18 protein-coding genes are annotated in these 22591 nt (G+C 34.7%); 6 read left to right on the top strand and 12 right to left on the bottom strand.

The window, feature by feature from the left end; genetic code table 11:
- Nucleotides 1-463 precede the first annotated feature (463 nt).
- The 4 genes from ASE21_RS00150 to ASE21_RS00135 all read right to left on the bottom strand — a co-directional run bounded on the left by ASE21_RS00150 (nt 464) and on the right by ASE21_RS00135 (nt 9683).
- Entirely contained in the window at nt 464-4618 is a 4155-nt protein-coding gene (locus ASE21_RS00150; protein ID WP_057120549.1) for a two-component regulator propeller domain-containing protein, read from the bottom strand.
- 341 nt (nt 4619-4959) lie between these two features.
- Entirely contained in the window at nt 4960-7230 is a 2271-nt protein-coding gene (gene bglX / locus ASE21_RS00145) for a beta-glucosidase BglX (RefSeq protein ID WP_057120548.1), read from the bottom strand.
- Between the two features lie 292 nt (nt 7231-7522).
- Nucleotides 7523-8677, bottom strand: a complete 1155-nt coding sequence (locus ASE21_RS00140) for an acyltransferase family protein (RefSeq protein ID WP_057120547.1) — start codon at nt 8675-8677, stop codon at nt 7523-7525.
- Nucleotides 8678-8777: 100 nt separating this feature from the next.
- On the bottom strand, nt 8778-9683 hold the full coding sequence (locus tag ASE21_RS00135) for a LytR/AlgR family response regulator transcription factor (RefSeq protein ID WP_057120546.1): 906 nt from the start codon (nt 9681-9683) through the stop codon (nt 8778-8780).
- 139 nt (nt 9684-9822) lie between these two features.
- On the opposite strand from ASE21_RS00135, the gene ASE21_RS00130 reads away from it, so the two are divergent.
- On the top strand, nt 9823-10401 hold the full coding sequence (locus ASE21_RS00130) for a Crp/Fnr family transcriptional regulator (protein WP_057120545.1): 579 nt from the start codon (nt 9823-9825) through the stop codon (nt 10399-10401).
- Between the two features lie 176 nt (nt 10402-10577).
- Nucleotides 10578-10958, top strand: coding sequence for a PleD family two-component system response regulator (locus ASE21_RS00125; RefSeq protein WP_057120544.1), 381 nt, complete (start codon nt 10578-10580; stop codon nt 10956-10958).
- A gap of 133 nt (nt 10959-11091) precedes the next feature.
- Here the strand turns inward: ASE21_RS00125 and ASE21_RS00120 are convergent, their stop codons facing one another.
- From ASE21_RS00120 to ASE21_RS00105, 4 genes are all read right to left on the bottom strand, one after another.
- The gene (locus ASE21_RS00120) at nt 11092-11385 is read right to left on the bottom strand and encodes a hypothetical protein (RefSeq protein ID WP_128414635.1); all 294 of its coding nucleotides are present in this window, start codon (nt 11383-11385) and stop codon (nt 11092-11094) included.
- 200 nt (nt 11386-11585) lie between these two features.
- Nucleotides 11586-11978, bottom strand: coding sequence for a response regulator (locus tag ASE21_RS00115; RefSeq protein WP_057120542.1), 393 nt, complete (start codon nt 11976-11978; stop codon nt 11586-11588).
- A 61-nt stretch (nt 11979-12039) separates the two neighbouring features.
- On the bottom strand, nt 12040-15285 hold the full coding sequence (locus tag ASE21_RS00110; protein WP_057120541.1) for a PAS domain S-box protein: 3246 nt from the start codon (nt 15283-15285) through the stop codon (nt 12040-12042).
- Between the two features lie 289 nt (nt 15286-15574).
- Complete coding sequence (locus tag ASE21_RS00105; RefSeq protein ID WP_057120540.1) at nt 15575-15883, bottom strand: hypothetical protein; 309 nt, start codon at nt 15881-15883, stop codon at nt 15575-15577.
- 257 nt (nt 15884-16140) lie between these two features.
- Here ASE21_RS00105 and ASE21_RS00100 point away from each other — a divergent pair, with 257 nt between their 5' ends.
- Nucleotides 16141-17565, top strand: a complete 1425-nt coding sequence (locus tag ASE21_RS00100) for an MFS transporter (protein WP_242410195.1) — start codon at nt 16141-16143, stop codon at nt 17563-17565.
- A 5-nt stretch (nt 17566-17570) separates the two neighbouring features.
- On the opposite strand, the gene ASE21_RS00095 is transcribed toward ASE21_RS00100, so the two are convergent.
- A complete protein-coding gene (locus ASE21_RS00095) occupies nt 17571-17801 on the bottom strand; it encodes a hypothetical protein (RefSeq protein WP_057120539.1) in 231 nt (76 codons plus the stop codon).
- 293 nt (nt 17802-18094) lie between these two features.
- Here ASE21_RS00095 and ASE21_RS00090 point away from each other — a divergent pair, with 293 nt between their 5' ends.
- Nucleotides 18095-19204, top strand: coding sequence for a catalase family protein (locus ASE21_RS00090; protein ID WP_057120538.1), 1110 nt, complete (start codon nt 18095-18097; stop codon nt 19202-19204).
- 3 nt (nt 19205-19207) lie between these two features.
- On the opposite strand, the gene ASE21_RS00085 is transcribed toward ASE21_RS00090, so the two are convergent.
- Entirely contained in the window at nt 19208-19498 is a 291-nt protein-coding gene (locus ASE21_RS00085) for a hypothetical protein (RefSeq protein ID WP_128414634.1), read from the bottom strand.
- A gap of 398 nt (nt 19499-19896) precedes the next feature.
- Here ASE21_RS00085 and ASE21_RS00080 point away from each other — a divergent pair, with 398 nt between their 5' ends.
- Both ASE21_RS00080 and ASE21_RS00075 read left to right on the top strand, forming a co-directional pair.
- Entirely contained in the window at nt 19897-20214 is a 318-nt protein-coding gene (locus ASE21_RS00080) for a hypothetical protein (protein ID WP_057120536.1), read from the top strand.
- A 142-nt stretch (nt 20215-20356) separates the two neighbouring features.
- Nucleotides 20357-20614 carry a hypothetical protein gene (locus tag ASE21_RS00075; RefSeq protein WP_057120535.1) on the top strand — a complete coding sequence of 86 codons (258 nt, stop codon included), beginning with the start codon at nt 20357-20359 and terminating at the stop codon, nt 20612-20614.
- 119 nt (nt 20615-20733) lie between these two features.
- On the opposite strand, the gene ASE21_RS00070 is transcribed toward ASE21_RS00075, so the two are convergent.
- Both ASE21_RS00070 and ASE21_RS00065 read right to left on the bottom strand, forming a co-directional pair.
- Nucleotides 20734-21591 (bottom strand): hypothetical protein, encoded by an 858-nt coding sequence (locus ASE21_RS00070; RefSeq protein ID WP_128414633.1) that lies wholly within the window; start codon nt 21589-21591, stop codon nt 20734-20736.
- Between the two features lie 294 nt (nt 21592-21885).
- Nucleotides 21886-22590 (bottom strand): LytR/AlgR family response regulator transcription factor, encoded by a 705-nt coding sequence (locus tag ASE21_RS00065; protein WP_057120533.1) that lies wholly within the window; start codon nt 22588-22590, stop codon nt 21886-21888.
- Nucleotide 22591 lies beyond the last annotated feature (1 nt).

The raw sequence follows: 22591 nt of genomic DNA, 5'->3' as shown, positions 1-22591 counted from the left end.
GATGATGCAAAAAAGGCGTCTTAATGTCTATTTATCAGTAAAATAGATCTTAAGCCATTAAAATTTGTGCTGAGGTATTACTAAAAATTTCACTTAAAAAATATTGTTTGTTTAAAAAACTACAGGAATATTTTCTATATGTTGATTTTTATTTGAAGTGAAAAGTTTTTGTTTTTGAAAAAATCGACTTACAAAAAAAAGCTTCAGTTTTATACCGAAGCTCTTTACTAATTAATTATTACCCGTTGGGTGTAATGCATATACTTTTTCATTTAACACATAGAGACATAGATTTTTCTACTAAGAAAGAGCTTAAAAAGAAACTCGTTTCTAACACATAGCCAACTATGTTTAAACAAGTGAAACGCCTTTTTTAAGCATTCCAAATCTATGTTTCTATGTGTTTAAATTAATTTCACCCAACGGGTTAATTATTGTCTTTTTTAAATTGTTTTTATATAGTTTATTCTTTTGTCTTTTTTTCCTGATTTGGTAAATGACCGTATTTAACTTTATAACATTTAGCAAAATAGGAGGGAGAAGTAAATCCAACTTTATAGCTTATTTCATTAATATTATTACTGCCTTGTTCGATGAGTTGTTTTGCTTTTTCTAATCGTACATTTCGAATAAATTCGTTGACAGAAACGCCTGTTAATGTTTTTATTTTTCGGTACAGCTGGCTTCTGCTTAAATAAATTTTAGAAGAAAGGAGTTCAACAGTAAGATCCGGCTCACTGATATTTTCATTAATGTAATGCAGAATTTTTTGAATAAAATCATTATCCAGCGATGTTGTTTTTTCTTTTCCCTGCTTGGTAATACCGCTGTAAAATTTCTTAAACAAGATCTGTCTGCTCGTAATAAGCTGTGCCAGACTGGATTTTAAAATGTCTAATTCAAAAGGTTTGCTCAAATACATATCTGCTCCGGAATCAATTCCTTCTAATTGATCTTTTACCATTGCTTTTGCTGAAAGCATTAACAAAGGAATGTGGCTTGTTTTTAAATCTCCTTTTATGTTTCGGCACAATTGCAGTCCGTCCATAACGGGCATAATAACATCTGTAATTATCAAATCCGGAAGTTTCTGCACTGCAAGTTCGTAGCCTTTTTTGCCATTTTCAGCTGTAATAACTTTGTATGATTTACTAAGTTCTTCTTTTAAATAATTTCGTAATTCCGGATTATCTTCGACAACCAAAACAGTATACGATTTTGTTGTTTCTTTTGCGGAGCTTTCAATAGTTTTTTTGGTAAAATCATCTTCATTTGTTTCATTATTCACCGCATCAAATAAAAATTGATTTTTGTTTTTTTCTATTTTAAAACTCTCGTTTATAATTTCATTTTTTTTATAAAGAGAATTGCCCAAAGGAAATATAACTTTAAATGTAGTGCCTTTACCAACCTGACTTTCCACTTCAATTTTCCCTTTGTGAAGTTCAATAAATTGTTTTACAACCTCTAAACCAATTCCGGTGCTGCCGTAATAACCTTTATTTACATTATCGACCTGATAAAATCTGTCAAAGATTCTGTTTAAATCTTTTTTGCGGATTCCGGAACCGGTATCAGTAATTGTGATGAAGAATGAAGGAACTTTTTTTCCGTCGATTACCAATTCATTTTCAGTATTTAAGGTATCTATAGAAATAGTTATAGAACCGTTATCCGGTGTAAATTTAAATGCGTTTGAAATAATATTAAAGAGTATTTTTTCGAGCATTTTAGGATCAAGCCAGTCTTCAAGTTCCTCAAGTGATGACTCAAAATTAACTTTAATGTTTCGTGCAGCGGCTTCTTCATCAAAATAACCAATTATTCCTTCTGTAAATGCTATGACCTCAATTTTTTTTGCCTGAAGTGAAATTTTGTTAAACTCTAATTTATTAAAATCCATAAGCTCATTAATAAGTCTGGAAAGTCTGTCAGAGCTTTTGTGTACGATTTTTAATTTATTATGTATTTCAGGAGATAATTTTTTACTTTTTAAAATATCTTCAAGAGGGTTGATAATCAGCGTTAACGGTGTTCTGAATTCATGCGAGATATTGGTAAAAAACTGTAATTTTTTGTTGTTTAATTTCTCTAACTGAATTGTTTTCTCTTTTTCTAAAATAATAGCCTGCTTAGCTTTAAAGCGATTTTGATAGATTTTATTGAAATATAAGATCAGGAAAATTAAAATAGAAGAGTAAATTAAATAAGCCCAGATAGTTTTCCACCATGGCGGCAGTATTTTTATTTTTAATTCTAAATTGTCATTGCTCCAGGAACCATCTGCATTGGCTGATTTTACCTTAAAAACATAATTGCCCGGTGCCAGATTGGTGTAAGTTGCTGTCCGGTTATTTCCGGCATAATTCCAATCTTTTTCAAAACCTTCCAGATAATAGGCGTACTGATTTTTTTTAGAATAATTATAATTGATTCCCACATATTCAATCGTAAAAACAGATTGAGTATAGTTGAGCGTAATTTCTTTAGTCTGAGAAATTACTTTGGTCAGCGGCGAACCCTCTTCATTTGGTTTTACAGATTGATTGAACAATTTAAAATCACTGAAATACAATCGGGGTGCTTTTTCTGCTTTTTTTATCTCGTTGGGATTAAAATAATTTACACCTTCATAACCGCCAAAATACAATTCTCCATTTCCATCTTTAAAAACCGCGTTATTATTAAAATCATTATCAATAAGACCGTCATCTTTATTAAAATTGGTGGCTTTTTTATTTTTAAAATTAAGTTTTGTTAATCCGGATCCGCCGCTTATCCATAAAGAGCCGTTATTGTCAGAAATAATAGCACGAACAGACTTTTCTGTTAAACCCTGAAAGTCATCATAGTTATAAAACTTCTTATTTTTTTTATTGTAGCTGAATAATCCCTGACCGTCGGTTCCTATCCATATCGTTTTATCATTAGATTCGTAAATAGATAAAATAGTCTGAATGCTGTTGTGTTTGTTGATGCCGCTGAACATCGCGTCGCGCATTTTGGTCACTTTAAAATTTGATTCGTTTTTCGGGCTAACCTGATATAATCCTAAAATGGTTCCAACCCAAAGCACATTATCTGAGTCTACAAAAACTTTACGGATAAAAGCATTATCCAAAGCATTTTTGACAAAGGGTTTAAAGTCACAATGTACAAATGTGCCTGTTTTATTGTCAAAATAATGGAGACCTTTTATAAAAGTTCCAATCCAGATTCGGCCTTTTGAATCTTCAGAAAAACTAAAAATACGGTTAGATTTTAATCCACTCGTATTTGCTGTATTGTAATTTACGAATCGGGTAGTGCCATTTTTTAAAAAATAGATGCCGCGATCCCAGCTTCCTATCCAAATATTCTGTCTGCTGTCTATAAATATGGTCTGAATATCAGCCGCATCCAGTCCGGAATAATAACTTTGACTATTTTTATTAATATGGATATAACTTTTGTCAATGAGATTATAAATATCAAGTCCGCCGCCTTCATTGCTTATTAATAAATTTCCTTTTTTATCTTTTATAACTGAAGTTACATGGCTGGTCTGTAGAGAATTATCATTGTTTACAAGTGATTCAAGCGAATTGAATTTGTTGTTGGGTTTGTCAAATACACCAAGACCTTTATTAAAATAACCCAGCCAGAGCCGGTTTTCTTTGTCTTCGTATAACGACCACACAGAATTAGATTTTAAGCTGAAATTATCGTACTTGCTGTGCAGGTATTTTTTGAGCACTTGTCCTTTATAGTTTACCACAAGTAAGCCGTCATTTTCGGTACCGCAAACAATATAATCAAGACTGCTTTGTATTATAGAAAGTATTTTATTTTTGGTAATAAAGTAATTTTCAAATTGATAATTGTCTGTTTCAGGTTTAATTTTTATAAGGCCATTTTCAGTTGTTCCCATCCACAAATAACCAAATTTGTCTATAACAAGGCTTTCTATATCGTCTAATAATGGTTCTCTCTTAAATTTATCTTTATAAACTTGTTTGAGTTTTCCGTTTAAATCGATTTCTAACAGGCCATAACTTGTTCCTAAATAAATAGTACCCTGTTTGTTTTTTACGGATGATTTTATTAGAAAATTGGGCTTGTTCAGTACTTTTGACTGTACTAAAGAAACTTTTAAAGTTTTTATATTAAGTTTGAATAACCCAAAACCGTAAGCTCCCAGGAATAAATTACCGTTGTTATCTTCAATGATTGTTTTTACTGTAATAGGCTCACTGTATCCTTTTCGTATTACATCTTCAATATTGATTTTGGTGAAATTATCCAAATCTCTGTTGTACAAACACAATCCTTCATCAGTTCCAATCCATAAGTTGTTATTAGAATCAATAAAAGTGGTGTAAATAAAGTTACTGTTTACAGAGCCGGGTTTTTTATCATATTTATATCCAAAATAATTTACTCCGTCATATCGATATAATCCGGCGCCGTTTGTGCCTATCCATATAAAACCATTGTTGTCCTGAATAATCGATGAAACAGCTCTTTTTGAAGTAGTTTCCTGTATACTTCTAAATTGATAGCTGTCAAATCTGCCTTGTGAAAACAGGCAGTTTATAAAGCTGAAGAAGATAAAAAGAATATATTGGATATTTTTCATTTAAATGTAACTGTATTATTTATCAGCATAATTGAAAATAAAATGTGTGGAAAGATTCTTTTTAAGGCTTATATCAAACAATATTAATAAAACTAAACAGAACACTTAATTTTTTTTGTTCAAATTTGACATATTGCCAAAATCCTGAGTCCGATTAACTGCCTGTTAAGGAATTATCGTGCTCAGGATGTAGTGTTTTACAAGGATTTGCTTCGCAAAGACGCTGATAAAAACGGATTTATTTACATAAAACTTAAGAAAATCCGCGTCAATCCGTGTTTTTGCGAAGCAAATCCGTGTAATCCGCGGGCTAATATATACAAGCTGTATTTTTCGGCATTTTATTTTAGTTCAAACTTATCAGTAAGTCCTTCATTTGAATTCCAGCCCGCCATAACATTGAATAAGCCCGGTTCTACTAAAAATTTTCCATCGTTGTCATAAAAACCAAGTTCTGCATCTGTTAATGTAAACTGAACTGTTTTGGTTCCTCCTTTTTTTAATTCGATAAGTTCAAAACCTTTTAATTCTTTAACGGGTCTCACAATACTGGCTGCAGGATCATTGATGTATAATTGAACCACTTCTTTTCCATCATAATTTCCTGTATTGGTAACCTCAACAGAAATTTGGATTTTTTCTCCTTTTTGAAAAGAAGGTTTTGCTATTTTTAAATTTTTATAGGCGAAAGAAGTATAGCTTAAACCATAACCAAAAGGATATAACGGTGTTTTCTCAACATCAGAATAATGAGACCAAAAAACATTCTGATCCTTATCAGTTGGTCTTCCGGTATTGTATAAATTATAATAAATGGGACACTGGCCTACATTTCTTGGGAAAGACATTGGCAGTCTGCCGCTTGGGTTATAATCTCCATATAAAACCTGTGCAACTGCATTTCCGGTTTGAGTTCCTAACTGCCACGCTTCGACGATAGCGGGAATATTTTCTGCTGCCCATGGTATTGATAATGGACGTCCGTTATTTAAAACCAAAACAATATTCGGATTTACTTTGTAAACTTCTTCCAGTAACTGCTGTTGATTTCCGGGTAAACCTAATTCGGTTCTGCTGCGTGCTTCGCCGCTTTGAAAACCAATTTCGCCTAAAACCATTACCACAACTTCTGCCTCTTTTGCGGCTCTTTTCGCGGCTTCAAATCCAGAGAAATCAGTGGTGTTAACTTTTACCTCATCTAAAAAGGTTTGTTTATTTACAGCGACATCTGTTCCTTTTTCATAAACTAATGAATTGTTTTTGTATTGCTGCATTCCTTCAAGAACGGATACCGCGGTATTATCGTCGGCAGCAATTCTCCAACTTCCCAAAGGACTGTTTTTGTCATTTGCCAAAGCGCCAATTAAAGCAATTTTAGCTCCTGTCTTTTTTAAAGGCAGAAGATTTTTATCATTTTTTAGTAATACAATAGATTTTTTGGCCATATCCAGAACCTCATCATTATTTGCTTTACTGCCAATATTTGATTTTTCACGAGCTTCATCGCAATATTTATAAGGATCGTCAAACAAACCTAATTCAAATTTTACGCGAAGAATTCTGTGAACAGCATCGTCAACTACACTTTCTTTAACGAGTCCTTTTTTTACTAACTGAACCAATTCCGTGACATAAATATTGGATTCCATATCCATATCAGAGCCTGCATTGGCTGCTTTTTTAGCAGCATCGGCACCATCAGCGGCGTAACCGTGTGTAATCATTTCGCCTATGGAAGCCCAGTCAGAAACAACAAAGCCTTTAAATCCCCAGGCTCCTTTTAAAATATCCCTTTGTAAAAAACTGTTTCCTGTTGCGGGAACTCCGTTTAAAGTATTAAATGAATTCATAAAAGTTCGAATTCCTGAATCAACAGCTGCTTTAAAAGGCGGTAATACGGTATTATACAGTTTTGAATTACTCATATCGACACTATTGTATTCTCGTCCGGCTTCTACAAAACCATAGGCTGCAAAATGTTTTGCGCAAGCTATAATTGAGGTATTATCGAAACGCTCACCCTGAAAACCTTTCACTCTGGCCGCAGCAATCTTACTTCCCAAATAAGGATCTTCGCCAGCTCCTTCCATAACTCTTCCCCATCTTGCATCATTAGAAATATCAACATTTGGTGCAAAAGTCCAGTTTAACCCGGAAGCAGATGCTTCAAGAGCAGCTACCCGTGATGAATTTTTAATAGCTTCCAGATCCCAGCTGGCAGCTTCTGCCAATGGAATTGGACTGAGAGTTTTGTAACCGTGTATTACATCAAAACCAAAAATTAACGGAATTCCAAGACGGGTTTCTTCGACAGCAATTTTTTGTATGGCCCTAACTTCCTTAACGCCGCGCACAGTCAGCATAGAACCTACCCAGCCTTTTTTTATATTATTGTATTTTTCTTCATTGGAGCCAGATTCTGGTTTTGGTCCGGTAACGTCCCATGAACCATTATACTGATTCATTTGGCCTACTTTTTCTTCTAATGTCATTTCTTTCATCAAAATAGAAATTCGGTCTTCAATTGGTTTACTGGTGTCAAGATGTTTTTTTGTTTGGGAAAAACCGTTTGCAAAAACGATTAATAATAAAGCTCCGTATTTTTTAATCATTGTTTTTTAATTATTTATGTGGTTATGTTAGATTATAAAAGTTTATAGAATTTTACCTATAATCAATTCAGATCATAAAAATTAAAATCAAAGCATGAAAAAAGTAAATCTACAGCTGTAAATGTAATTTTACAGCTGTAATTACAACAGCATATTTGAAGCATTATATAATACAGATGTTGCATTTAATGCTGGGAAAAGCAGAGAAGAGCGAAAACTTTAATTATAAAAGCTGCAAGAATGTGTTTTTATCTGCAATTATATTCAGAGTAAAATTTTTTATTCTGATGCCTTAAATGATTTTTTTAACGCCTGGAATCGACACTATCAGCGATCCAAGTAAAAAGCTGCCCGAAACTATCAGAGGTGCCGAAGCAAGAAATTTTACAGCAGGATCAACATTCCAGTTTCTTAGCGCTAATGTAACAGCAACGATCACTAAAGGATGAAAAATATAAACAGCAAAACTGCATCTTGATAATTTAAAAAGTAATTTTGACTGAAAGTTCCAGCTTCTTTTTCCTTTAATTAATAATGCAGTCAATATAGAAATACCAATCCATTGTTCCCATACTGCGTATAATAATGCCTGCCAGTGCAGACCGCCCGAAAACCAGTCAGATGGAATATTTGATTTAAATTTGATGATAAAAAACACCGGAAAAAGTAATAGACATGCCCATGCTGATCGTTTGAGCTGTCGTCCCGTTTTTTCAGTCAGCATCTCAAACCAGTTATTTTTTGCTGCAAGTAATCCAATAATAAATAAGGCAATATATTGAGGAAAATGACCTAATTGAAATCCGATTGGTTCGAGAACCCAGCCTACAGGAAATACGATCCTAACCAGAAAACTTAAAACTCCCAATGCAAAAGCAAAAAATAAGATCATAGTTGTATCCGGTACTGCTACAGTTTTTGTGAAACTAATGTTGAATATTTTTTTAGCTAAAGCATAAATCAGAGTAAAAATAAGCAGGGCAGCAATAAACCAGGTCACTCCTAAATCGATCCAGCTGTCATATCTGCTCAAATATTCAAAATAATTAATATCATGCTTTTTTGCAAAAAAGTAAACAAGGTAACTCATAAATGGAGAAAGAATAAAGCAATTGAATAATACAGGAGTTCCCAATCTCACAAGACGGTCTTTCATAAACGTTGCTGTTCCTTTTTTTGCGTAAGAAGAAGCCGTGAAATAAGCTGCCAGCATAAAGAAATAACCCATAAAAAATGACTGGTTGATGCTCAGAAACATTGTCATAGGAATTCGTGCTCCCATATAAGATGTTTGTTCTGTATAATACCATCCATCAGATGAAGAGTAAGCAATAACAGTATGATGCAGTACAACCAATATGGTTAGCAAAACTTTGATGTTGTCGATATACAATAATTTTTTTGAAGAGTCCGGGTATTGATTTTTGGTAAAAGCTGCAGTTGTCATAGATGAATTGATTTGCGTTATTGATGGCAAACCTACAACAAGAAATGCAGCCGCAGTAAGCGTTGTTACCAGCGGCTAGCTTTTGTGACGAACAACTAGCTTAAGCAGTATACTTATTTCTAAGCTCCTGATAATAGTTGTTGAAATTATCGATTTGTTTTCTGGAAACAGGAATTTTAAGATCGGTTTCATTAAAAGATAATGCATAACCCTGAGAGTTGCCTGAGACTTTTTCTACCTTAAACATGTTTACCAGATAAGTTCTGTGGCATCTGAAAAAGTGTGGATAATCTGCAACCTGACTTTCAAATTGAGTTAAAGAAATTCTCTTTACTTCTTTAAAAACCTGATTCTTTTTTGATTGAATTAATTCAATATAATTACCATCTGCTTTTGCAAATAGCAATTCATCAATGTCAAGACTAAAATCATCTTGTTTTACTTGTGTAGTAATAAAGAGATTGTTTTCTAAAGTTTGTTTTACAGGCTCAGCAGCCAATGGAATAAACTGAAGAACAAACGGAGATCCTTTTTTTGTCTCCAGATAAAAACTGGATAATCTTAAAAACAAATAAAAAAAAATACCCGCAACAAAACAATTTCTAATTTCTTCATAAAAATAATTCCAGGACCAGTTGTCCGGATTATTATAAAGAAGATCACGCATTAAAAAGCTTGCAGCACCAATTAAAAATAACAAAGTCCCTATGTGAATATATTCCTTAAATAAATTCCATTTGGGCTGTTTTTTTGTTTTTCTAAAATTGTGAAGTACTCCAAAATAGCATAATAAAATCAGGGCAGGAGCAAAGGCATGGAAAAAGCAAATAAACAAATAATGCATTTTAAGTTCCGGATCATAGACTCCGAATGGCTTAAATAATAAAAGAAAAATTAAGATGATGAGAAATACAACAACTGAACTTTTGATAAGGTTTTGAGAACGATATCGATCAGGGTATTCAATTTCTGTTTTGAGATGTTCTTGATTGATGTAAAATCTCATTATAATTTGTTTTTGTAAAAATATAAAAAATAACTTTCAGACTGTATCAATACATCTTGTAATCAAAATAAAATTAATATTTTTTAATCCTTAAATTTAATATTTGGGCTTAAGACAGTAATTGTATAATTTTACAATCATGTATGAAATATTCCAAAAGTACCTCGAAGAAAAAGCAAAACTGACTCAGGCAGATTCAGAGCGTATTCAATCATTTGCTATAATTAAAAAACTCAGGAAAAGACAATACCTGCTTCAGGAAGGAGATGTCTGGAAATATGATGCTTTTATCACAAAAGGCTGCCTAAGAACTTATACTGTAGATGGAAAAGGAATTGAACATGTAAACAGTTTTAGTGTCGAAAATTGGTGGACCGGAGACCGCGAGAGCTTAATGACGCAGCAGCCATCCCAATTTAATATTGATGCAATCGAAGATACTGAACTTGTACTTTTTACACATGAAAATTTTGAATTGTTATGCAGAGAAATTCCCGCTTTTAATACTATGGTCAATACTATTTTACAAAGAAGTTTTATTGCAGCTCAAAATAGAATTCAGGCTTCGCTGACTTTAACGGCCGAAGAAAAATATTTAAATTTCGTCAATAAATATCCGGGATTTGCTTTGCGTATTCCACAGACTATGATTGCTTCCTATCTCGGCATGACACCAGAAACTTTAAGCCGTATTCGTAAACAAACAGCAAAAAAATAAATCAGAAACTTATAAAAGCCAGAGTATTATTCTGGCTTTTTCCTTTATAATTTGCAGATAGTTTTTTGTCAGGCTGTTTTTAATGCTCAAAATTAATCTTAGCAGATATTTTATTTTATAAACGGAAAACCTATGACTCTCAAAATCCGTATATTAGAATAAAAGAAAAAATTAAAATGTCTAGTAAAAGAATACTTCTTATTGATGATGATATAGATGATGTCGAGATTTTTGTTGAAGCAATTCATGCCCTTGACAAGGAAGTTCAGTGCCAGACTGAACTAAATCCTGCTAAAGCATTAGAGGAACTAAGCGGTTCAGATAAACTTCCTGACGTAATCCTGATAGACTATAATATGCCTATGATAAACGGGTTAGAGTTTTTGCAACGTCTAAAGAATATCAGACAGTCTGCCGAAATAGATGTTGTGGTAATGTCAACTCCACCCAAAGAGGTCATGATTCCATGGCTTCACAATAATAATGCATTTGTTAAGTACATAGCAAAGCCTACTTCTTTTGAAGAACTTAAAATTGCCCTTGACAGTATTTTATAATTGAGTTGATGTGGAATATGTATTTAAACTTCATGACAAAGTGTAAGTACCTTGATAGTCTTATAAATTAATAAAGATTAGATTACTGAAATTAAGTATGAATTCCAAATACCACACAGAATAAAATATAGACCTAAAAATATGTCGACTCCAGGTATGGATCGTAGATACTTACATCCCAATCTTTGTCATTGTATTGGTCATCAAATTCCTCATCTGATTCTAAGTCCAGTATGGTTTCGTCTTGCTCATCATACTGGTTTGTGCTGTACAAAAACTCACAGTCAAAATCAGGTTCGTCATGGTGTTTTTTGTAAAGATCAATAACACTTAAATTTTGCATTTCAGAGTTTGTATTTATAATAGCAGCAGTAGATGTTGAATTGAAACTATTAACGGAATTTGGATTTAATTGCAGCGATTTCATAATTATTTGTTGGATGATTATTGTAACTTTTTCGTAATCCAAAAATAGATGTAGCAGCCGCATTAGGACTTATAAAATTATGCCCATAGATTATATAATTAAAAGTTGTGCTGATATTTATGCGAAATAATGCACAATAGAAATTGAAACTAATTAAAGTTTTATTTAGTTAGTAGAAACGGAAGGATTAAAGGAATGCTTTAAAAATTCAGAAAATCAGTAATAGTTTTGCGCAGGTCTTTCTCCAGCTGTGTAGAAGAATAATGTTTTGTCATGAAAAGTGCAGCCTTATTTTTAAGAGCATAAGCCCTGTCTTCTTCATTGGAGGAAGTGGAGTAAATAATAACAGGTATATCCATAAAACTGCTTTCCTGTTTAATATAAGTCAGAAACTGTCTCCCATCCATGACAGGCATATTAAGATCCAGAAAAATAAGATCCGGTTTTTTAACTAAGCCACTGTTTAATTTTTCAACTGCATCTGCGCCGTTGCGTGCTTCTTCATAGCGTACATCCATATTCAAAGATAAAAGGATTTCTTCAAATATTTCACGGTCATCCATGTCGTCGTCGATCAAAAAAACTGTTTTCATATATAAGGCGTATAGGTACAAAGATACATTTTATATAAGTAAATCCTCCGTTTTTTAATATTTATTGCTGTTTGATTGGTATAATGATGATAAATGATGTTCCTTTTCCTTCTGAGGATTCTGCTGTAATTCGGCCATTATGATTCTGGAGTATGCGTCGGCACATGGCCAGTCCTATTCCGGTTCCTGCAAATTCATCTCTTCCGTGCAGACGCTGGAATATATTAAATATCTGTTCTGCATAGGCCTGACTGAATCCGATTCCGTTGTCACGGACAATAATTCGGGCATATTTATCATTTTGCAGATCGGCTGGAATCTCCTTTATTTCTGCTTTCGATAATATTTCAGAACTGATACTGATTCTCGGTGCAGCATCGGTTTTACTGTATTTCAATGCATTGGATATCAGGTTGCCAAAAAGCTGTGACATCTGAAGTGGTATAGCTTCAATAACCGGCAGATTTTCGGTGGTAATAACGGCATTCTTCTGTTCAATTGTAAGGTCAAACTCATTTAAGATATCGCTCAGCACGAGGTTAAGGTCTACCGGCTCATATTGTTTGACAGTACTGGCCAGCTGCGAAAATCCCAATACATCTTTAATTAGTGTTTCCATCCTTTTGGTAGAACTTATAATTTTTTCAAGATAGACCTCGGCTTTCGACGGATTTTTTTCCAGGCTGTTCTTAAGCATTTCGGTAAAAACACTTATTTTACGCACAGGTTCCTGAAGATCATGAGAGGCAATATAGGCAAACTGTTTAAGTTCCTGATTACTGGTTTGAAGCTCCATATTAGCAGCATCCAGTTCGGCGGTTCGTTCTTTTACTTTGAATTTAAGTTCTTCCTGAAGCTCACGTTCTTTGGTTACGTCCTGTGCTGTGCCGCTCAGACATTCCGGACTGCCGTCTTTATTGTAAAGTACCTGTGCATTGGCATGAATGATGCGTACCTGACCGGTCAGCTTATTACAGATGGGAAATTCGTAATCGTAAAAGTCCGAAGACCCCGGTTTTAATACTTCTTCAATAGAATGAATTACCTTATCTCTGTGCGTTTCACTTATTAGTTCAAAAAGTTCTTCTTTTGGAATACTGTGCTCAGAGAGACCAAGCCAGTGCTTGAATCTGGTGGAGCAAACAATTTTATCTGCTGCCAGTTCAAGACGCCAGGTGGCCAATTCTGCTAGCTCAATAGCACCGGCTAGGGCTATACGGGTTTCGTCCAGCTTTTTTGAAGCAATGACCTGATCAGTGATATCGATAGCAATATCCATTATGCCGTAGATTTCGCCTTTTGAATCACGAATCGGGGTGTATGTAAAATCAAAGTAGTAGGTATTTACTTTTCCATCTACCTTAAGATCAGCCGGCATGGCACGGCCATAGTAGGTTTCACCTGTACGGTATACTTCTCTAAGAATATCCATAAAGGGCTGACCTTTAAGTTCGGGAATCCCTTTTTCCATTGGCTGTCCAATAACCGATTTATCTTTACCCCAGTAGCTGATCATGATGTCATTGGCAATTTCAATTTTCATGTCACTTCCTGTGAAAAGACAAATAGCAACAGGAGATTGTTCGATCATCAGGCTTATTCGCTCGCGGCTTTCGCTCATAGCTTTTCGGCCTGAAATTATTTCGTCCATATCCATGCAGAATCCTGCATATCCCGCATAGCTGCCGTCTGCATCATAAAAGGGATCTCCTGCTGCGCGGCACCAGATCACTTCACCTGCAGGTTTGCGTGCCCGAAACAAAACATCAAAATGTGCTCTTCTGGGAATGGCTTCCTTATAGGCTTTTACAGCTGCTTTCAGATCTTCCTCAACGATAACAGACGACCATTGTCCTTTAAGAAGCTCTTCTTCGGTCATTCCGGTAAAATCAATCAGTGTTTTATTAAAATAGGTAAGAGCGCCATCTTTATCGGAGAGCCATAAACCGGTAGGTGAGCTGTCCGTCACATTTCGAAATAATCTGTCGGCATCGCGTTTGGTCTGCTGTAGTACGGTGTCGGCTTTTTCAAGTGCAATCCGGTTTTGTTCTTGTTCAGTGATGTCTTTAACGGTTCCTGAAAAGGTGGTCGCCCTGCCTTCTGAATTGATCATTCTGGCAGCAGAGATTGCAATTCGGTGAATACTTCCGTCATCCCAGATTACTCTTGGCGTATAATAAAAAGTTCCGTTTTGAATCCCGCTTTCTATTGCCTGTGAACGCAATGCAAGATCATCTGGATGTACATATTTTAAAAAGTCCCTGCGGGTCAGGCTTTCCTTATCAGAACCGGAAAGAATCTTTGCAAACTCCGGCGAGTAATCTATCGTATTATCAGCAAAATCAACATTAAAAAGCCCGAGTCCCATACTTTTAATTGTAAGATCGGTCAGTTGTCTTGATTTAAGCAAGTCTTCAGCGGTTTTACGATGTGAGGTTATGTCCTGCAGCGTACCATTTAATCGGTATGCAGTTTTATCATCATCAAACCAGGCTTTTCCCAGTGCGTGTACTATGCGTTCATTTTTTGTCCTTGGATTTATAATGGTGTATTCAATGTCAAATCTGCCTCCGAATTCATACTGGAGTGTAGTATTAATGGCATCAATAACCCGTTCTCTGTCGCCTTCAGCAATAGCGGCTGTGGCACTGCTGAGGAGTATTTCGTCATCTGCTTTTAAACCGAACCATTCTTTTAATCTGGCATTTGCAGAGAATCTGCTGGTTTTTGGGTTTAGGTCGAAGGTTCCAAATTCTGCCGCATTTATGGCAAATTCGAGTTCATCTTTATTTTCTTTGAGTTTACGGTTATAATTTACCGTCTCTGTAGTCTCATTGCAAACCACAAGGACTCCTTTAATTCTGCGTTCGTCATCGCGTACCGGACTGTAACTAAAGGTCCAGTAAACATCTTCAAGTTCTCCGTTACGATAAATTGGGAGCAGCAGGTCTTCATACCATATACTTTCACCTGTTGAAAGTACTTTGGTAATGAGCGGATAAATAAAATACCAGATCTCGGGCCAGAAATCTGCTCCTTTCTTTCCCATTGCATTCGGATGCTTTCCCTGAATTCCAAGACTCGGGCGATAAGAATCATTATAAAATTGTATTAAGTCATCGCCCCACCAAAGAAACATAGGGAACTTGGATGATAAAATTGTAGCAAGTGTATTTTTTAAACTTTCAGGCCATTTTTCAGGTGTTCCGAGTACATTAGATGACCAGTCAATGTTTTGAATAATTTCAGCGGCTTCTCCGCCATTCTGAAGAAAAAAGTAATCGGAAGTCTTATCGGGATTGTTCAAATTATATCATTTTATAACAGCCTGAAGCCTGTTTAGAAATTGTGCTGTTTCTGCGTAAATGTAGTAAATTATCAATTAGCTCCTATAAGATTTCAGCCTTTTTCCGGCCAGATTCCAAGCATAGAATGAGCCTGAAATTCAGGCCGGCGGGCTGCTGACAGATCTTTTTCTTTACGATTAAAAGCTGTTGGATTGTACTTGAACTTTCTTTTTCTGTCAGGTTCTTCGTAAGTCGTAAGCACTGACCTTTCAAAAGTTAATATACTATTTTAACTTTACTGATGAAGATTTAGCTTTGTGATGTCCCAAAGTTTACTCTGTCCGTATTGTCATTATTAGTTGAGAACTCATCCAATTGTTCTTGTATTTTTGACTTGATAACGTCTTTATATTTTGCCAGTCCAATACCAATAATTGGAATAGAAAGTTTTGCGATTACAGAAGCGGCCTGTTTTTTTCCTGTTTTTTCAAGATAAGTTGATAAAAGCAAGGTGCCAAGAGCTCCGCATAATATGTAATGGCCCGGAATGTCAGCTATTTTATCTTCAATTATTTCTCTGATTTCCTCAAGGTTTTCGGTGTTTATTAGATTTTCCATAGGTTGTAATTTTGTGATTTATAATTAATTTAAAGCTACTCAGTTTACATTGGTTTATTTTATACAATAAAGAGTCAGCCTTATATAATTAGCAGAATATTCAGGCACAAAAATTTTCCGGGTTTAATATTTAATCAATGGTTCTTTTTCATTTAATTATATAAACCTGAAATTAAGTGCTGTAAAAAGACTGGTTATAATTTTCAGATCTTTGTACGCTTTAATAACAAATCATTACAGGAAAAGTTAAATGGCTAATGATAAATAGTAATATGGAAACGGCCGAAATAAATAAAAAACAGATTAAAAAAAAGAAAAACAGAACTGCTGTACACTTACTTCCGTGGGTAACGGCAGTTGCGATGTTTATCCAGTCGCTGGACGGAACAATTCTAAACACCTCACTTCCTTCAATTGCGAGAGATATGCAGTATTCGCCGTCGCAGATGCATTCTGTGATAGTTATTTATGCTCTTACGTTAGCCTTGTTTATTCCACTCTCGGGATGGCTGGCAGATAAATTTGGTACGCGCACAATGTTTATGACTGCGGTAGGATTGTTTGTAGCCGGATCTTTATGCTGTGCCCTTTCGGTAAATCTGCTGACTTTTAATCTCTCGCGTGTACTTCAGGCGATTGGGGCATCTATGATGGTGCCCATTGCGAGGCTGGCCATATTGTATCAATATCCAAAAAGTAAGCTTTTAAAAACAATGAACTTTATTACAATTTTCGGACTTCTGGGTATGGTTGTTGGCCCGAGTCTTGGTGGATTTTTATCGGATAAACTTTCCTGGCACTGGATTTTTCTGGTAAATGTTCCTATTGGAATAATCGGTATCTCTATGGCAAAAAGAATTATGCCCAACTTTAAGAAGGCGGTCGGAAAATTTGATTTCCGTGGACTTATTTATTTTAGTCTTGCATTAATTGTCATTACCATGATGCTGGAGTTGATAAGCAGCGGTCTGACTAACTGGTTTATTATTTTAGGAGGATTATTGCTTTTCAATACACTTGCAGCCCTGTATTATTATCACTACAAACATACCGATAAACCTATTATTGATCTTAGACTGCTTAATATTAAAACACTTAGAGTTGGGCTTTCAGGAAGTTTGATTACACGCTTGGGTATCGGAGGTCTGCCGCTGCTGCTGCCTCTGATGCTGCAGACAGGATTTGGATATTCAGCTTCTGTTTCCGGACTTCTCTTACTCCCTTCCGCACTGGCAAATGTTGCAATAAAGCCATTTATGGTTCGAATTATCAAGGCTCTGGGATATAGAACAGTTCTTATCAGTAATACCATATTGCTCGGGTTTGTATTAATTGTACTCGGATTTGTTACAAAAGATACACCGCTTATTTATTATATTATACTGATGATTTTCTACGGCTTTTTTACTTCCATCCAGATGTCGGCAATGAATACTATCACACTTGTTGATTTAGACGAAAATACAAAAAGCGGCGGTAATACAATGCTGGTTATCATGCAGCAGTTATCGATAAGCTTTGGTGTATCTGCAGCCAGTTTAATCCTTTCGTTTTTTGGATCTTCAGGATTTAGTATTACAGAGTCTTTCCATTATACTTTTATTGTTCTTGCTGCAGTTACTATTTTTTCAAGCATTACGTTTCGCAGGCTCAGTGATTCAGATGGAAGAGGTTATCTATAATGAGCTTAAGTATTCATTTTTGAATTTAGAAATTCATCGATGACGTGTTTTGCCGAAAGCTCTACATCTCCGGCAGTAAGCTCTTGTGAGTTTAGAATCCAGCGGTCTATAAAACCGAATGCTTCTTTTTCCGTTTCATTAAATCTTTTCACGGTATCCTGTTCCGCCGAAGCATTATAACGGAATTCAAGATATGCAGCCAGTTCAGATTCAAATTGTTTTATTAATTCTTCCATTACAGTTAATTTTAAAATGAACCTGCAATTTACAGCTTATGGAAATTTGTTCTCTTACAAAAAATACGCTGAAACTTACAGGATTACTGTTAGTCAGGATTTTATAGATTATATAAATGCATCCAGAGCATTATAAAATTATTCGGACGGAAAGTTTTCTTCCAGTATAATTCAAGATTTTCATTTGGTATAATAAAGTACCAATTGTTGTATTATATAAAATCAGCAGTAAACTATATAACTATTTTCTGTTGAGATCTCTCTATTTTTAGGTCTCAATAAACAAGATAGTTATGACATCCTTCCACAGTTACGTACCTTATAATGAAAATATAGAAGTCCAGCAGACCGATGAGCAGCAGATTATACAGAAAATTGTAGATTCCATGGCGAGAGTCAATAGGCTCATGTATGAAAAATACCGTCATGCGATACGTGATGCCCATTCAAAAAGCCACGCTGTTTTAAAGGGAGAACTTACAGTATATGATAATCTGCCGGAGCATCTTGCGCAGGGTATGTTTAAAAAAGCAAAAACCTATCCTGTGATCGTGCGTTTTTCTACGGCACAAGGATCTATAGTGCCCGATAAAATGTCGGCATTCAGAGGGATGGCTGTAAAAATAATCGGAGTGGAGGGCGAAAAACTGCTTCCGGAATTATCCGATGCAGTTACTCAGGATTTTCTTTTGGTCAACTATCCGGTCATACCTACAGGAACAATAAAAGAATATCTTAAAATGCAGGAAGGTCTCGAAAGTCAGGCAGAGAGTGGTGAACTGTTTCAGAAGATTGCTCAGAAAGCCGCAGTTGGAGTTCAGAATGTACTGGCAGCCGTTGGACTCGCTGATGATACTAATGAATTGAGCGCGCCCGGTCCGCATATTTTAGGTGATACCTATTTCAGTATGGCTGCACTTCGTTATGGTAATTATGTAGCTAAAATAAACGTAAAACCATTATCGGAAAATGTAAAGGAACTTTCAGGACAAAAAATTGATGAGAAAATTATCGATGAGGACGAAAATGCCTTTTTAACGAGGATTATTTCTGATTTTTTCCACAATCAAACCGCAGAATATGAGATGGGAGTACAGCTTTGTACGAATCTGGATACTATGCCGGTGGAAGACGGATCTGTGCAGTGGCCCGAAAAAGAAAGTCCTTATCAGCCTGTAGCAAAACTGGTGTTTTTTCCGCAGGAAACTTTCAGTCCACAACGTCGCGTATATGCAGATGATGTACTGAGTTTTAACCCGTTTCATTGTCTGCCGGAGCATCGTCCGCTGGGCAATATTATGAGAGTAAGAAGGCTGGCGTATGAAACATCCAGCAAATACAGACACCATATGAACGCACAGCCTAGGGTTGAGCCTAAAAGTATTGATGAACTCCCGGAATAATCTTTAGATTTTTCTGATTTTGTTTTTCTTTACCGATACAGGCACTGGGCAGTCTAGTAAAGGAGCGGCTGTTTTTATAGCAACTATTTCTTCATTGAATTGAAGTTCATTCTCTGTACACAAAATCTTTTTTGAAATTCCGAAACTTATAATCTCAATAAGATAATGAAAGCTGCTGTCAGATTGAAAAGAAAATCTCCTGCTGAAACTTCTTTTTATTTCTACTACAGCTGCCGGATAAACCTTTCCGCTTTTTGCGTTGTAAAATACATTTTGTCCTCTGCTAAATTTCATTTTCATTAAAGTTTATAACAACAAAAAACTCTTATTACCTTTTAAGGCATTAGAGAGCCGTAATTTTTTTATTGTAATAAAATTACAATTTTTGAAGCCTTGATGAACAGTTAGGAAATCCGCAGTAGTGCGAAAAAGTTTTTATTTATAGATTATTTTCGCAATCCCTTACCATTTCTGGGTTTGCTGAATTCTGTGTTTAAAAAAAAGGATGATAATGCTAGAAACAATTTATAAAAAATCAGTTGCAGGCTGTCAGTATTATCCCCTGATTTTTTATCAGAATCAGCAGCTATCTTCTAATTTCTAAATTGTATTACAACTACAGTAAATACAAGAGTTTTAATATTTTTTAATTTATATTATTTGTAACTTGCTGTAAAACTATTATTTGTATTATGAAAATCACTTACTTTCTAACAGGCTCCTTAAATGATGTGGACAACGATTTTGAACTATCCATACAGATTTCTACTGCTGATACCAATCAGCCTAAAGATTTTATTTTTACTGTGATTTTGGACGACATTACTTCAGACCAAAAACTATCTGCAGAAGAAAGTGCTTCTTCTTTGTTATTATGTCTGAATAAAATACAGGAATTTATTACTCAAAACAATATTCACCTTCACAGTAAAATCCTCACTTCCACAGATCGCAATGAAGAGGTTGATCAGGAATTGGAACAATTTATCTCCGCTAATACTAATTTATAGACTAGTATTTTAATTTTTTTTGGTTATAATTTTATAAATTATAAGTTTTATAGTATAAAAAAAACTTGTTTTTACGATTCAAATTTGTATAAAGTAAAATATTATTATTTGAAAATCAGATTATTAACTAAAAAAAACTATTATGAAAAATTTAATCGTAACTTTAAGTATGCTGTTATGTTTCGGAATTGTATCAGCACAAGATACTCCGTCAAAAACAAAACAATCAAAAACAAAGACGGATACCGTGTACAGTAAAAAGAGTAAACATAGTACACAAAAAAACTCTGGTACAACAAAAGATACAGTAAAGCACCGAAGTCATACAGACAAATCGAAATCAGGCAGCAAGGGAACAGACAAATCAAGGGATTCTATTAACGGAACCGTAAAACCATAAAATCTGCCGGTTAACAAAGTAATTATTAATGTTTATAAAGCAGAAACCGAATCTTCTATATTATGAAAGGTTCGGTTTCTATTTTTTATTAAAAAGAAGGTGTATGGACAGATATCAAATTAGTTTTCGATTTGTGCCTTTGAAACAATAAGACGAAAAAGCGGTTCAAACTTTTTTAATTGAATTTCAAGATTTTCACTAGAAGCTGCCGGACCAATACTTCCCTGAAAACAGTATAATTTTTTTTCTGCGGCCACCATAAACTGCAGCATTCGTATTTTTATTTTATTTTTAGGCGGATCCAGAATTTGTTCGCATTCGGCCATGATACCCTGTTTGCCGTCAATAGTGATTGTTTCAGTCCGTATTAAATCCGTCTGGGGATCAAGCATCTGCGGCACAACGCTTTCATTGAGAACAAATCCGTGATCAGGTTCATATATAACTATAAGTATTTTTTCTGAACCATTTCCGTTAAAACTGGTAAACTGCTGTATAGTTTCCGGCATTTCAGCATCTTCTGCCTTCCAGCTTTTTGGAATAGGAATAGTTACAGTGCTTTTTACTGCCTTTGGATGTCCTTTTGTAGTAAAGGTTTTTAGATGCCCGTCTGTGATTTCCTGATGCGGTTTATCATGATATGCAAAAGAAAGTAAAGCCTTTGATATTTGCGAATCGTCTTTAACAAGTGATCTTTCCTTAACCTTGTCCAGAAAATCCTCAGCATGCTTTTTCTTTTGAATGGGATCTTTAAATTTGCTCAGAAAAGACCGTATTTGGTTTTTTAATCTGTTATATTCTGATTTTTCGAGTTCTTTTTCTAAAATGTGTTCTATATTTTTCTCAGCCCGGCTGAACAGCATTACAGAATTTTTTTGCAGTGCTTCCACATTATCTTTAAGCGACGGAAACTGCATGGAAATTCTTTGCAAAGCAGCATTCTGTCCTTTCAGATACGAATATGTTTCAACTGCCATATTAATCTTCGGTGTGTTTCCACTAGTTTGAGAGAAACCATTCAGCGAAAATAAAGAGCATACACATATGATTGCTCTGATTTTGCTTATAAAAAAGATGTTTTGAAAAACACGTTGGTTCATAATAAATTCTTATTTCAGAAATAGTTCGAATGTATTTATAATAATTCTTACAAATTGCGAAATAGGAATATTTGAAACTTATATAATTTTAGGAAAATGTTACACAATTCTCACCTGTGTATTTGTTAAACTGAAATGAATTCCAGTTTTTATCTTATTTTAAAAGTGAGGTTAACTGCTTTTTAAGACTTTAAAAACATACTCTTTATAACTTGCACCAATAGGAATTTCAATAGATCCAAATTCTACATCATAAGCAGTAAATGCTGTTATGTTTTTTAAATTGACTACAAAAGAACGATGGATACGTAAGAAATGCTTATCCTGCAATTCTAATTCAATATCGCTGATTTTGTATTTTGCGGTGAGTTTTATTCCTTCTTTCTGATGTACAACAATATAGTCCTTAATACTTTCGATATATAAAATAGAATCTACACTGACTTTATTGAATTTTGCCCCGTTTTTAATAAAAATAAAATCTTCCTGAACCGGCGAAATAATTTTGCTGTTAACTGGCGCATTCATCCTCAAATAGCGGTCTGCGGCTTTAAAAAAGCGATCAAAAGTGATAGGTTTTAATAGATAATCTACAATTTCAAGCTCATAGCTTTCTAAGGCATATTCGCGGTAAGCGGTAGTAAAAATAACAGCAGGAGGATTTCGAAGTGTTTTTAAAAAATCTATTCCGGTAATCTGAGGCATTTTAATATCCAGAAACATCAAATCTACATTAACAGTTCTTAAAATTTCGGCAGCTTTTAATGCATTAGAACATGTTCCGACTACTTCCAAATAGTCTAATTTACTGATATGGTTTTGCAATAAACTAATTGCAAGTGGTTCATCATCAACTAATAAACATTTTATTTTCATT

The organism is Flavobacterium sp. Root901, from assembly GCF_001429765.1.
In the GTDB taxonomy this organism is placed as follows: Bacteria; Bacteroidota; Bacteroidia; order Flavobacteriales; family Flavobacteriaceae; genus Flavobacterium.
This window is presented reverse-complemented; position numbering and strand designations above follow the sequence as displayed.